Here is a 16,026-nt window from a genome sequence, read left to right as displayed (position 1 = left end):
AGGTGGGCGGGCAGACGCCCCCGATGTCCGTGGAGCGCGTCGAGGGGGAGTTTCCGCTCACCGGAGCCGGCACTCGAGCCGGTTGAGCGGAGCCCTGAAGGGGTACTCCTTTACGTCCCGTTTGACCACTCCATCGCCAATACCCCCTGTGTGGGTGATCCCATGTGAGCTCTCACATCGGACATTCATCCCCTCCACATATTTCTGTGTGGTGTCGTGATGTCCCTTGTGAGGTCTTTGTGCACCGTCGCGCGCATCGTCGTAGCTCCCACAGCGTGAAGTCGGCCATGGTCATGTTCCTGACCATGGCTCTGACGGTGCCGCTGGCGGTGATCACCTCGACCCCGGCCGCTGCGGACCCGACCCCGCCGCTGAGCGTGAAGGTCAGCTTCCAGCCGGCCGCCACCACGACGGCCGGGTACACGCCCGACACCGGCGCCGCCTACAGCGACGCCGCGGGCATGGGCTGGATCCGGCAGGACAGCCTGGCCGGAGCGCACGTACCGTTCGCGCTGCCGCTGAACACGCGCGACCGGTCCGCGTGTACCGCGCTGCCCGCACCGCAGCGCTCCTTCATCCACATGCAGGCGCCGGTCACGAACGCGACGAACAACAACACCCCGGGCGCCTGGGAGTACAAGCTGCCCAACGGGCGCTACCAGGTGTCCGTCGGGGTCGGCGATCCCAACTCCGGCGCCGACGCGGAGCGACACGTCCTCAACGTCGAGGGCGTCCGGGCGGTCAACGGCTTCCCCGGGAGCACGACCGCCAACTGCACCCCGTCCCGGCTGAAGACCGCGACGGTCCTGGCCACGGTGACCGACGGGCTGCTCACCGTGGACGCGGTCGGCGGCATGAACACCAAGCTGTCGTTCGTCACCATCGACTCGGTGTCGGTGTCCGACGTGTCGGCCACGCCGTCGGCCTCCGGCATCGCGCTGAACTGGCCGGACTCCGCCGACGCGACCGGCTACCGCATCTGGCGCAGCACCAACCTCCCGGTGAACACCACCGGTACTCCGCTGGGCACCTCGACCGCGTCCGAGTTCCTCGACTCCTCCGCGGTCAAGGGCACCAGCTACTTCTACGCCGTGGCCACCGCCACCGGTGCCGGCGCCGACAACACGACCGCGCCGGTCCAGATCGACGACGCCACTCCCGTCAGCGTGCCGTTCCCGGCGAAGTTCGACTTCGCCGAGATCCCGAATACCACCGGTGGCACGAACCCCAGCGTCACCCCGGCCGGCTTCATCCGCGACTACGGACAGAACTACGCCAACGTCCGCGGCTACGGCTGGATCACCCCCGGCACCAGCCTTCCCGCCAGCCTGGTCGGCAACGGACGCTCCCGGGTCGCCAACAGCAGCGACCCGATGAACAGCCCGATCCACATGCAGGGCGACACGGTGCCGAACTTCGCCAACGTCGCCGAGCCCGGCGCCTGGCAGCTGGCCGTGCCCAACGGCAGCTACGACGTCGAGGTCGCCGTCGGCGACGCGCTGCCCGGTTCCGACCCGACCGTGCACCGGATCAACGTCGAGAGCGTCAACGTCATCAACAACTTCACCATCACGGGGACCCCGGCCGGTGCCGCGCGGTTCCAGACCGGTACCAAGACCGTCACCGTCAGCGACGGGTTCCTGACCGTGGACGCCATCGGGGGCACCAACACCAAGATCAACTACGTCACGGTCACCCCCACCCCGACCGACCCGCCGCCGGCCGCCCCGACCGCGCTGGTGGCCACCGCCGGCGACAGCAGCGTCGCCCTCGACTGGGCGGACAACGCCGACACCGACCTGGCCGGCTACAACGTCTTCCGCGGGACCACCGCCACCGTCGCCACCAACGGCACCCCGCTCAACGGAGCCACCCCGGTCACCGCGTCGGCCTTCGCCGACACCACGGCCGTCAACGACACCACCTACTTCTACGTCGTCGTCGCCGCCGACGAGGCCGGCAACAAGAGCGCGGCCTCGGCGAACGCCTCGGCCACGCCGAGCGCGGCCAACCCGACCTTCGCGGCGCTGCCGCTGAAGATCAACTTCAACGACAACAGCACCGCCGCGAACAACCTGCTCACGGGCGGCATCGTCGGTGACTACGGTCAGCCGTACACCAATGCGCGTGGTCGTGGCTGGGTCACGCCCGGCACGAACAACGGCCTCAGCCTGGTCGGCAACGGCCGGCTCCGCGTCCGTCCGGCGGTGACCGTCGACCCCCGCCAGCAGGGCCTGATGCACATGCAGGGCCAGGACGTCGCGGGCAGCTTCGGCGGGATCAAGCTCCCGGGCGCCTTCGAGGTGGCGGTGCCCAACGGCCGCTACAACGTCACCGCCAGCGTCGGTGACCAGATGGGCGCGACCAGCTACGACAGCCTGCACACCGTCAACGTCGAGGGCGTCAAGGCCATCGACAAGTTCCAGGGCACCGCGGCCGCCGAGTTCAAGACGGCCACCGTCACCGTCACCGTCACCGACGGCAAGCTGACCGTGGACGCCACCGGCGGTACCAACACCAAGATCAACCACCTCGACATCGACGTCGCCGACGTCACCCCGCCGGCGGTTCCGGCCGATGTCACGGTCGCCGCCGGGGACACCACGAACACCGTCACCTGGGGCCCGGTCACCGACACGGGTGCCGTCTCCTACACCCTGTACGCGGCCACCGGCGACACCGTCGCGCTGACCACCGAGAACCGGAAGTACTCCGGCACCGCCACCACGTTCGAGCACACCGGCCTGGCCAACGGCACCAAGGTCAACTACGTCGTGACCGCGACCGACGCGGCGGGCAACGAGTCCGCCGGCTCGGCCGTCGCCGCCGGCACCCCGCAGGACGCCACCGCCCCGGCCGCCCCGACCGGGGTCCTCGCCCTCGCCGGCGACGGAGTCGTCTCCCTGCGCTGGACCGCCAACACCGACGCCGACCTGGCCGGTTACCGCATCTACCGCTCGACCACCACGCCCGTGGCGCTGAACGCGGCCAACCGGATCGCCGACGCCGTCACCGACGTCGAGTACACCGACGCCGACCGGGTCAACGACACGGCCCTCTACTACGTCGTCACCGCGGTCGACAGCAACGGCAACGAGTCCGTGGCGTCCGCCGAGAAGACGGCGACCCCGACCAAGGCCGCCGACGTCACCGCCCCCGGCGTCCCCGCCGGGCTCACCGCCGTCGCCGGTGACGGCCGGGTCACGCTGACCTGGACCGCCAACGCCGACCCCGACCTGGCCGGTTACCAGGTCTACCGTTCGTCCTCCGCGGGCGTGCGGGGCACTCCGCTGACCACCAGCCCGGTGCCGGCGGCCACCTACGTCGACACCACCGCGGTCAACGGATCGGCGTACTTCTACGTCGTCACCGCCGTGGACGTCGCCGGGAACGAATCCGCCGCGTCGAACGAGGCGTCCGGGACGCCGTCCGACACCACCGCTCCCGCCGTGCCCGCCGCCGTCACCGCGACGGCCGGCCGGCACAGCGTCACCCTGCGCTGGACCGCCAACACCGAGGCCGATCTGCGCGGCTACCGCGTGTACCGCGCCGAGACCGCGACCGTGCCGACCGACGACGACGCCCTGGTGGGCATCGTGATCCGGCCGGGCCGCACCTTCCTGGACAGCGACCTGGTCGCCGGCACCCGGTACCACTACGTCGTCGTCTCCTACGACGCGCTGGGCAACCGCTCCGCCGCATCGGCCGTCGTGAACGCGGTCCCGCTGGACGACCCCGACACCACCGCGCCGAACACGGTCACCGGCGTCACCGCCACGGTCTCCGACAGCCGGGTCGTCGTCGGCTGGTCGCCGACCACCGCCGCCGATCTCGCCGGCTACAACGTCTACCGGTCGACCACCGCCGGCGGAACGCGGGTCAAGCTGACCAGCACCCCGCAGGCCGGCACCACCTACACCGACCTCTCCGCCCCGACGGGGGTCCCGTCCTTCTACACCGTCACCGCCGTCGACACCGCCGGCAACGAGTCCAACGCCTCCGCGGAAGCCACCGTCACGGTGCCGGCCGCCGGCGTCGACGTGAAGTTCGTGTTCCAGCCCGCCACCGCCACCGTGCTCACCGGCTGGACCCCGGAGAACGGCGCCGCCTACTCCACCACCCGCGGCTACGGCTGGGTCCGCCAGGACACCCTGGGCACCGCCGCGCCGACCCCGCTGGACCTGGGCGCCAACACCCGCGTCCGGACCCGCCCGGCACCGGTCACCGACCTGCAGAACCGCGCCATCCACCTGCAGTACGGCGACATCGTCCCGACCCCGACCGCCAACGGTTCGCTGATCGCCGGCGCCTGGGAGTACGGCCTGCCCAACGGCCGCTACACGGTGTCCGCGAGCGTCGGTGACCAGCCCGGCGCGGCCAAGACCGGCTGTGCGGCTCCGTGCTACGACAGCCAGCACACCATCCGCGCCGAGGGCGTCACCGTCATCAACCGCTTCCAGGCCACCGCCGCCGCCGAATACGGCACCGGCACCGCCACTGTCGACGTCGTCGACGGCAAGCTGACCATCGACGCCGTCGGTGGCGTCAACACGAAGATGAACTGGCTGACCATCGTCAGCAGTGGCCCCGTGGTGCCCGACACCACGGCGCCGGGTGCCCCGTCCGGTGTCCTGCCGGCCGCCGCTAACGCCGCAGTCACCCTCACCTGGACCGCACCCGCCGCCACCGACATCGCCGGCTACCACGTCTACCGCTCCACGACCGCGCCGTTCGAGCCGACCGTGGGCAACCGGGCCAACACCTCCGGCCTGATCGCCGCCACCAACTTCACCGATTCCGGCCTGACCAACGGCACCCGCTACTACTACGTCGTCACCGCCGTGGACCAGGCGGGCAACGAGTCGATCGCTTCGGCCGTCCAGAACGCCGTCCCGACCGACGCCGCCCCGGCCGCGCTCAGCGTCAAGATCGACTACAGCGACGCGACGAGCGCTCCCGCCACCGGCTACCTCCGCGACTACGGCCAGGCCTTCGGCCCCCGCAGCGGGGCGAACCAGGGGACCGGTCTGTCCTACGGCTGGCTCGCGCTCGCCACCGACACCCCGACCTCGCTCGAGGGCAACGGCCGCAACCGCAACGTGGTCGGCCCGGGCACCACCACCCCCGTCAACCAGCCCGACCAGCGCCTCGCGAGCTTCGTGCACATGCAGCTGGGTGCGGCCACCAACGGCGGCAGCATCACGCCGGGCAAGTGGGAGATGGCCGTGCCCAACGGTGCCTACACGGTGACCGTCGCCGTCGGTGACGCCGGCGTCCCGGTGGACAGCGTCAACTGGGTCAACATCGAGAACCAGAACGCGGTCGCCGCGTTCGCCCCCACGACCACCAGCAAGTTCGCCACCGCCACCCGCACGGTGGTCGTCGCCGACGGCCGGCTCACCCTGACACCGACCGGCGGCACGAACACCAAGATCGCCTACGTCGACATCGACTCGCTCGACCTGGCGGGCCGGCCGTTCACCTCGGCGGTCAACCCGGGCAACGGTGCGGTCAACGTCGTCACCAACGCCTCGGTCACCGCCGACAACAACCTCAACGCCGAGACCGGCGCGGTCGACGAGACCACCCTCGGTGGCGGCACGGTCAAGGTCACGCGCGTCGCCGACGGTGCCGCGGTCCCGGGCACCGGAGCGACCTCCGGCGGCGGCGACACCGTGTCGTTCCAGGCCTCCGCGCCGATGGCGGCCAACACGCTGTACCGCTTCGAGATCACCGCCGACGTCAAGGACAAGAGCGGCCGCGCCTTCATGCCGTTCTCCTCGGTGTTCACCACCGCGGGAGCGGGCACCGGCGGCAACACCGGGACCATTCCCCCCAACGTGGCCTTCGACCGTGTCGACAGCGGTGCCGCCAAGGGCGCCATGTACACCTCGGTCGTGATGGGACCCGACGGCAAGCTCTACGCCGGCAGCATCACCGGTGAGATCTACCGCTGGACCGTCAGCCCCACCGACGGCACCCTCAGCAACCGCCAGACCATCAACACCGTCCGCACCCACGCCTCGACCCGGGGCTGGGAGGGCGCTCCGAACCGGACGATCATCGGTCTCACCTTCGACCCGGCGTCCACCGCGACCAACCTGATCCTGTGGATCACCGACAACTACGCCTACCTGGGCTCCGACGTGCCCAACGCCACCGGTGCCGTGTCCAAGCTGACCGGTCCGAACCTGGAGAACTACCAGGAGGTCGTGGTCAACCTGCCGCGGTCCATCAAGGACCACGAGACCAACTCGATCGCCTTCCGCGACGGCAAGCTCTACATCACCCAGGGCTCCATGAACGCCATGGGCAACATCGACGGCACCTGGAAGCGCGCCGAGCACCTGCTGTCGGCCGCCATGCTGGAGCTGGACCCGGCGAAGCTGCCGGCCACCCTGCCGCTGGACGTGGCCACCCCGGATCTCACCGCCCCCGCCCGCGGCGGCGTCCCGCAGCACGTCGGCACCTACGACCCGTACGCCGCCGGCGCCCCGCTGACGCTCTACGCGACCGGTATCCGCAACGCCTTCGACCTCGTCTGGCACAGCAACGGGCACCTCTACACCGGCACCAACGGTTCCGCCGCGGGTGGCTCCACCCCGGCGACGCCGGCCACGTTCCCGGCCTCCTGCGCCAACCGGCCGGAGGGCGGCTACACCGGCCCGTCAGCCCCCGGCATCGCCAACAACCAGCAGGCCGAGACCGACTACATCTTCGACGTGACCAAGGGCAAGTACTACGGCCACCCGAACCCGGTGCGCTGCGAGTACGTGCTCAACGCCGGTAACCCCACCGGCTACACGGGCAACCCGCTGTACAAGGTCAATCAGTATCCGCTGGGCCAGCTGGCCGATCCGAACTACGACCTCGCCGGGGTCAATGACGCCGGCCTGCACGCCTCCGCCAACGGCTCCATCGAGTACCACAACACCGCGGCCTTCGGCGGTGCCCTGGCCGGCAAGCTGATCACCGTCCGGTACAGCGCCAACCAGGAGGTCGTCGCCTTTGTCCCCAACCCCGACGGCAGCCTGTCCAAGGCGGTCACCGGGATCACCGGGTTCACCGGCTTCAAGCAGCCGCTGGACGTCGCCGAGAACGTCGAGAACGGTTTCCTCTACGTCACCGAGCTCACCGACAACCCGGCGACCACCGGCATCCAGCTGCTGAAGCCGCAGGGCGGCAGCGGCAGCACCGGCAAGGCCGAGGCCACCTCCCGCCTGGTCTTCACCGACGCCATCGGTGGCGCGGTCAGCGGCACGCAGAACGTCGCGGTCAAGAACGTCGGCGGTGCTCCGCTGACCCTGAGCGCGGCGACGATCACCGGCGCCGACGCGGCGCTGTTCGCCCGGTCCGGCGGGCCGACCCTGCCGGTCACGCTGTCCCCGGGGGACACGGCCACCTTCCCGGTGACCTTCAACCCGACGACCGCCGGTCCGCGCGGGGCGACGTTCAGCGTCACCACCAACGGCCCGACCACCCCGACCGTCAGCACCACGCTGCGCGGCCTGGGCACCCTCGGCGCCGGCGGCACCAACGAGCCGTCCCTGCAGTGGATCCTGGACACCCTGCAGATCCCGGTGAACGTGGGCGACCCCAACCCGGCCAACAACGACCTGCCCGCGAGCAGTGCGCTGATCGGTGAGGAGGTCGCGCTGACCTCCTTCACCAAGGCCGCGTTCGACCACGTCGTCGAGGTCCAGATGATCTCGCTGTTCGGGCCCAACGGACCGACCGCGAACCCGAACGTCGTCACCGTCGGTGTCCACTCCACCGCCAACCCGGCGGAGCGCACCACCCTGATGCGCGGACCGAACACCTCCAACCAGACCGTGCTCCCGACCGTCACCCCGATCGGTGAGTACGACCTGGAGACGCCGTTCGGCTTCGACTTCACCTGGCACGGCCTCACCGACCGGGTCGCCTACAGCGAGGACGCCCTCAACACCTGGGACGCCACCAACAAGCACAAGGTGCGCGTGTTCCAGATGAAGAACGCCGACGGCAGCATCGAGCCGAACGCCTACATCGTGGCGCCCGAGGACGTGGCCTCCCCGGTCGACTTCCAGGACGCCGTGGTCATCGTCCGCAACGTCAAGCCCGCCGCGGTCAGCGGCGCCGGCAGGATCTCGGTCAACCCGACCGAGCTCGTGTTCAGCGGCGTCCGGGGCAGCACCATCCCGGCGAAGACCGTGACGGTCACCAACACCGGCACCACCCCGCTGGTGATCAGCGACGCCCGGGTGTCCGGCACCAACGCGGCCTCCTTCGTCCTCACCGGAGGGCCGCAGAGCATCGCCGCCGGCGCCACCGGCACCTTCTCGGTGCGGTTCGCCCCGTCGACCACCAGCACGGTCGGCTACCAGAACGCCGCGCTCGTCCTCAGCTCGGACGACGCGACCCGGCCGACGCTGTCCGTCGGTCTGTTCGGCCTGGCCACCACCGGCGAGCAGGGCAACAACGAGCCGCCGCTCAAGGCGGTCGTCGACACCCTGGGCCGCACCATCGACGTGGGCGGGACCGGGCTCATCCTCGGCATCAACCCGTCGCCCATCGGTGACGAGGTCGTCGCGCCGCTGTTCGTCAAGGCCGGCACCGGCGAGGTCGGCATCACGCCGCTCGCCCGGTACTCGCCCGACGAACTGCTGCCGTTCGGCTGGTACACCTCGACCACCGGTGACGCGGTGACGCACCCCGTCGCCACCATCGCGCTGGACAACGAGCAGACGCTGAACCCGGCGATCGTCGCCGGCGGCGCCGCCTCCTTCGACCCCGGTGCCGAGTCCTTCGGCATCTACGTCGACTCGGTGTCCTTCGGCCGCAAGAGCTACACCCAGGACGGCCTGAACACGAACATCCCGCACGCCGCGCGGGTGTACCCGTCCAAGGACCGCACCGGGACGATCATCCCGAACACGTACCTCGTGACGTTCGAGGACGCCCAGAACGGCGACTACCAGGACTACGTCTTCGAGGTGCGCAACGTCCGGCCGGCCTCGGCGACCGGATCCACCACCCCGGTGGCGCGGATCGACTTCGCACCGGCCGCCGCCGCGGTCGCTGCCGGCTACACGGCCGACACCGGCGCCGCCTTCACCTCCGTGGCCGGACGCGGCTGGGTCATCCCCGGCACGTCCACCCCGCTGGACATGACGGCGCAGACCCGTGACCGCGCCGGCAGCATCGACCAGAAGCTGCGCACGCTGCTGCTGATGCAGCCCACCGCCGCGCAGTCGCCCAACGGACCGGGCGCCTGGGAGTACATCGTGCCCAACGGGACCTACGTGGTCACCGTGGGTGCGGGCGACCCCGGCTTCACCGACTCGGTGAACAAGGTCCAGGTCGAGGGCGTCACCGCGCTCAACTTCACCCCGGCCGGCACCGACCTGTACCGCACCGGTGCGGTCACCGTCGCGGTGAACGACGGCCGGCTCACCGTCGACGCCATCGGCGGGACCAACACCAAGATCCAGTTCATCGACATCGACCGGCCGAGTGTGGAGACCGACACCACCGCACCGACGGTCAGCGCGAGCCTGAGCGGCCTGCAGTCCAGCGCCGGCGTCTACAAGAACACCGTCGACGTCTCGGTCGTCGCGACCGACGCCGGCAGCGGGGTCGCCAGCCGGGCCTACAGCCTGGACGGCGCCGCGTTCACCGCCTTCACCACACCGGTGACGGTCAACACGGTCGGCGCGCACACCCTCCGGGTGCGGGCGATCGACGTCGCGGGCAACGTCGCGACCAGCGGCGTGCTGAACTTCAGCATCGTCGCGGCCGGCGCCAGCAAGGCGGAGATCTCCCTGGAGAACGCCGACGGCGTCCCGTTCGCCGATCGCCTGGCGATGAACCGGATCCAGAACCCGGAGACCGGCACCCGCTGCCGCGACACGGCCGCCTGTGATCCCGTGACCGGGCCGTTCTTCCCGGTCAACAAGGTCCACGACGTGGCCACGCTGACCATCCGCAACACCGGGACGGATCCGCTCAACATCACGGGTCTGCCGATCACCGGACCGTTCGCGCTGGTCAACACCACCGCCCTGCCCGCGCTGGTGCCCGTCAACGGCACCCTGTCGGTGCCGGTGCGCTTCACCGCCACCACCCTGGGCACCGCCGGTGGCCAGTGGACGGGCACCCTGACCGTCGCCTCCGACGACGCCGACGAGCCGGCCCTGCCGGTCGAGCTGGCGGGCTTCTGGCAGAGCCAGTCGGAGAACAACCAGGAGCCCAACGTCGCCGAGCTCGCGCGGCTGTTCGGTTACGGCACGCAGATCACCGCCGCCGGTGTCCCGTTGAACGAGAACGGCCTGGTTCACGCCTCGGGTGACGAGGTGCTCAGCCCCTACTGGCTGCGCGCCGACACCACCCGGCCGGTCACCGTCCGTCAGCTCGCCGCCTACCACACGCAGGGCAACACGGCTCAGTTCCGGTGGTTCGTCAAGGGCACCAGCAACTTCCTCAACACGGTGACCCACGCCGGCGTCGAGGGGCAGTCGATCCTGCCGCACGCCAACGGCTCGACGACGAACTACGCGGCGGGTACCTACACCCCGGCCACCGCCACCACGGCGTTCGGCATCAACATCGACGGGGAGTGGTCCGATCCGACGAGGAACAACCAGACGGTCGACCAGACCAACGGTTGTGCCGGTCCCTGTGGACACCACGTCCGCATCTGGGCCGCCCGTGACCGGGCGGGGTCGATCATGCCCGACACCTGGCTGGTCGGCATGGACTACTCGGGCATCAACTACGACTACAACGACAACGTCTACCTGGTGACCAACATGAAGCCGGAGACGGCGGTGAACCCGGGTGCCCCGGCGCCGCTGCCGGGTGCGGCCCAGCTGCGGCTGGACTTCGACACCACCTACCCGGGGACGTTGGCCGACAAGGACAACGAGACCACCGGCTTCGTGTCCACCCAGCCGAACAAGCTGGACCTGGCCGCGGGCAGCAACTCCTACAACAAGGCGCTGCTGGACGTCGTCATTACCGGGGGGGGCACGCTGGCCGTCAGCTCGGCCGGCACCGCCACCGCGGGCACCAACGGTTCGAACGACAACACGCTGGTCAACGGCCTGCGGTTGCCCTTCGACGCCACCGGCGGCACCTTCACCGTCAGCGGCCGCATGCTCGGCGCCGTCACGCAGTTCGACGCCGGCAGTGAGCAGCAGGCGGTGCAGTTCGGCCCCGACCAGGACAACTTCGTCAAGGTCGCGGTCATCAACCGTGGCGGTGTCCCGGGCGTGGAGTTCTACGCCGAGCAGGGTGGCACCGGCGTCACGGTCGGCAGCACGGTCACCCTGGCCAACCCGGCCGCGGTCACCTCGGTCGAGCTCGCGCTGATCGGCACCCCGTCGGCGCGCACCGTCAAGGCGGCCTACCGGACCAACGACGGGGCCTGGACGGTGCTGCCCACCGTGCTGACCCTGCCCACGGTCAACGCCGGGAAGTTCTTCGGCACCCAGGCGCAGGCCGGCATCCTCGTCTCGCACAAGGGCGGGGCGCCGCTGGTCGCCACCTTCGACCGCTTCATGGTCGACGACGGGGACGTCACCACCACCGCACCCGTCCAGGAGGCGCTGTACCGCCTGGACGTCGCCGGAGCCGGCAACTACACCGACTCCAAGGGCGCGGTCTGGACCCCGGACAACGGCCGGTTCTCGCCGGCCACCGCGATCGCCGAGGGCGCCACCACGACGCCGCAGGAGATCGCCGGCACCGTCGACGACGCGCTGTTCCGGACCTACCGGGGCAACGTCGGGAACGTGCCGCAGGCCCAGCGGGTGCTGACCTACGCGCTCCCCACCCGCGGGGCCACCACGGTCGACGTCCGGCTGTACTTCGCCGAGCGTGCCGCCGGTAACAACACCGCCGGCAAGCGGCTCTTCGACATCTCCGTCGAGGGCCGGACCGTCCGCAGCAACTTCGACATCTTCGCCGCCGCCGGCGGCCAGAACACGGCGACCGTGCTGCCGATCAACGACGTCACGGTCACCGGCGGAATGCTCGAACTGGGCTTCAGCGCCTCGGTCGACTACCCGTCGATCGCCGCGATCGAGGTCCTCTGCGACGGCACCTGCCCGGTGGACACCACCGCGCCCGGGGCCCCGACCGGACTGACCGCCGTCGCGGCCACCTCCGGCGTGACCCTGGACTGGGCCGACAACACCGAGGCCGACGTCGTCGGGTACGACGTGTTCCGCTCGACCACCGCGACCGGCACCTTCACGAAGCTGAACGCGACCCCGGTCACCGCCTCCACCTACGTGGACGCCGCAGCGGCGGCCAGCTCTTCCTTCGCCTACCAGGTGAAGGCGGTCGACTCCTCCGAGAACATCTCGGCGGCGTCGAACACCGTCACGGTGACCACGCCGGCCCCGCCGACGCAGGCGCCGATCTACATCAACACCGGTGGCCCGACGCAGACCGTCGGCGGCATCACCTGGCAGGGCTGCACGTCGCTGACCGCCTGCAACAACTGGGTCAGCGGGGGCAATCCCTACTCCGAGGCCGACACCATCACCGGCATCCCGGCCGGGCTGAACAACACGATGTTCCAGTCCGAATGGACCGGCGGCGGCACCACCGGGGCGCGGGCGTTCGGGTACCAGATCCCGGTGCTCAACGGCTCCTACCAGGTGCGGCTGTACTACGCGGAGCTGAACAAGACGGCCGTCAACGCCCGGACCTTCGACGTCCGGCTGGAGAACACCACCGTCACGGCCAACTTCGACGTCTTCCAGCAGGCCGGTGGCATCGACCGGGCGATCGTCCGCTCGTACAACGCCACGATCACCGACGGCAACGTCACGATCGACTTCATCCGTCGCATCGAGAACGCCAAGATCAGTGCCATCGCCATCGTCCCGGTCGACACCACGGCACCCTCCGGGGTGACCGGCGTGACCGCGACCGGCGTGGCCACCGGCGTCGACCTCGGGTGGGCCGCGAACACCGCGACCGACCTGGCCGGCTACAACGTCTACCGGTCGACCTCGGCCGCGGGCACCTACACCCGGGTGAACACCACCCTGGTGACGGGCACGACCTACGCAGACACCACGGCTCCGGCCGGCACGGCGTTCTACCAGGTCACCGCGGTCGACCAGGCCGGCAACGAGTCGGTCCGGTCGGCGACGGTGAGCGCCACCCGCGTCGACGTCACCCCGCCCGCCGTGGTGACGGGGGTGACCGCCACCGGCTCCGCCACCGCGGTCACCCTGGGGTGGACGGCATCGACGGCGACCGATCTGAGCGGCTACAACGTGTACCGCTCGGCCACGGCGACCGGCACCTTCGTCAAGCTCAACGCGACGCCGCTGTCGGGCGTCGCCTACGCCGACACCACGGCCCCGCTGGGCCAGTCGTTCTACCAGGTGACCGCGGTCGACCTGGCGGGCAACGAGTCGGTCCGGTCGGCGACGGTCGCCGGCACCCGGGGTGACACCACGGCACCGGGTGCGGTGACCGGGGTGACCGCCACCGGCACCGCCACGGCGATCAACCTGAGCTGGGCGGTGAACCCGGCCACCGATCTGGCCGGCTACAACGTCTACGCGTCCACCAGCGCCACCGGGACGTACACGAAGCTCAACGCCGCACCGTTGACCGGCACCACCTTCGTCGACACCGCGTCGGCGGCCGGAGTGCCGTCCTTCTACCAGGTCACCGCGATCGACCAGGCCGGCAACGAGTCCGTCCGGTCGGCGACGGTGAGCGCCACCAAGACCGACGTCACGGCACCGAACCAGGTGACCGGGGTGACGGCGGCAGGTGCGGCGTCCGGGATCAACCTGGGCTGGTCGGCGTCCACGGCGACCGACCTGGGCGGCTACAACGTGTACCGCTCGAGCAGCGCCACGGGCACCTTCACCAAGGTCAACGCTGCGCTGGTGACCGGTACGACCTACGCCGACACGGCGGCCCCGGCCGGGGTGGCGTCGTTCTACCAGGTCACCGCGGTGGACCGGTCGGCCAACGAGTCGGTCCGCTCCGCCACGGTGAGCGCCACCCGGCCGGCCGCGCCGGCGGGAACCACCGTCCGGATCAACACCGGCGGTCCCGCGCAGACGGTCAACGGCGTCACCTGGTCGGCATGCTCCTCCCTGACCGCCTGCAACGGGTGGGTCAGCGGCGGCGGGGCCTACGCGGAGGGCGACACCATCACCGGCATCCCCGCCGGGATGAACAACACGATGTTCCAGTCCGAGTGGACGGGGACCGCCGCCACCGGTGCCCGCGCCTTCGGTTTCCAGATCCCGGTCGCCAACGGCTCCTACCAGGTGCGTCTGCACTTCGCGGAGCTGAACAAGACGGCGGCGGGAGCCCGGACCTTCGACGTCCGGCTGGAGAACGGGACGGTGCTGTCGAACTTCGACGTCTTCGCCCAGGCGGGCGGCATCGACCGGGCCATCGTGCGGTCCTTCACCACCACGGTCACCGACGGCAACGTCACGCTGGACTTCATCCGGCGGGTCGAGTACGCCAAGATCAGCGCCATCGAGATCATCCCGGCGACCGTCACCAACCCGCCGGCGGCTGTCACGGGCGTCACCGCGGCGGGCGTCGCGACCGGGATCAACCTGGGCTGGTCGGCCTCCACCGCGGCCAACCTGGGCGGCTACAACGTCTACCGCTCGGCCAGTGCCACCGGCACGTTCACCAAGGTGAACACCGCGGTGCTGACCGGCACGACGTACGCCGACACGGCGGCGCCCGCGGGTGTGGCGTCGTTCTACCAGGTGACGGCGGTGGATCAGGCCGGTAACGAGTCGGCCCGCTCCGCCACGGTCAACGCCACCCGGCCGGCGTCCACCCGGCCGACCGTCCGGATCAACGCCGGCGGTCCGGCGGTCACCACCGGCGGGGTGGCCTGGTCGGCCGACCAGTTCTTCACCGGCGGGAAGACCTACTCCAACCCGCAGGTGTCGGCGATCGGCGGCACCACCGACGACGTGCTGTACCGCACCGAGCGCAGTGGGGCGTCCTTCAGCTACGCGGTCCCGGTGGCCAACGGCACCTACGACGTCCGGTTGACCTTCGCCGAGATCTACCACGGCGCCACCGGGGGTGGCCCCGGCGGGACGGGTCGGCGGGTCTTCTCCGCCAACATCGAAGGTGGCGCGGTCGAGTTGGCCAACTTCGACATCAACGCCGCCGTGGCGCCGATGACCGCCGTCAGCCGGACCTACCGGATGACGATCACCGACGGTGTCGCCAACATCGCCTTCACCTCCGGCGTCGACCAGGCGAAGGTCAGCGGCATCGAATTGCTTCCCGTGGGGTAGCGGCAACCCGTCGGGGGACTGCCGAGCACTGTTCGGTCCGCCGACACCCCGGGGACGTCCACCGCCCTGCCGATCCGCATCCGCGGACCGGCAGGGCGGTCGGGTACCACCCGTTTTCAGAGCACGACTCAGCCCCCGGCCTGTGGCCGGGGGCTGACGTGTGTGGTGCCGGAGTTCGTGGGTGGGCCGCTGGCCGACGTGGGGTCGGGGTCGCACGGGCCAGGGCGCGTAGCACGCTGCCAGGCACGACTGCGCCCGCCGGTCGGGGGCTCAGGGATGCGGTCCGGTCAGATTGCCGGTGTGGGTCGTGCGGTGTGCCGGGACGGTCGGGCGTGGCACGTCGCTGGGAACGGTTGTGCCGCCCGCCTGGGGTTCGGGAATGCTGTCGGGTCTCGTCGCCGGTGTGGGGTCGGGTCGTGCGGTGTGCCGGGGCGGTCGGGCACAGCACGTCGCTGGGAGTAGCTGAGCTGCGCGCCGGCGGCCGGGAGCTCAGGAGTGCGGTCCGGTCAGGTCGCCGGTGTGGGGTCGGGTCGTGCGGTGTGCGGGGACGGTCAGGCGCGTCACGTCGTCGGGGACGAGTGAGCCCCGGCCGGCGGCCGGGGGCTCGGGAGTGCGGCCTTGACGCGTGACCGGCGAAGGGCGGGTCGTGCAGTGCGCCGGGCGGTCGGGCGTGGGACACCGCTGGGTGTCGCTGAGCAGGCGTCCGGGGGCTCGCGATATGTGGTCCGAT

1 protein-coding gene is annotated in these 16,026 nt (G+C 70.7%); it reads left to right on the top strand.

Going from position 1 to position 16,026, the window contains the following annotated elements; all coding sequences use genetic code 11:
* The first annotated feature begins 275 nt into the window (after positions 1-275).
* On the top strand, positions 276-15,296 hold the full coding sequence (locus tag DB033_RS00120) for a malectin domain-containing carbohydrate-binding protein (RefSeq protein ID WP_111764911.1): 15,021 nt from the start codon (positions 276-278) through the stop codon (positions 15,294-15,296).
* Positions 15,297-16,026: the final 730 nt, after the last annotated feature.

This window comes from Nakamurella deserti (genome assembly GCF_003260015.1).
In the GTDB taxonomy this organism is placed as follows: domain Bacteria; phylum Actinomycetota; class Actinomycetes; order Mycobacteriales; family Nakamurellaceae; genus Nakamurella; species Nakamurella deserti.
This window is presented reverse-complemented; position numbering and strand designations above follow the sequence as displayed.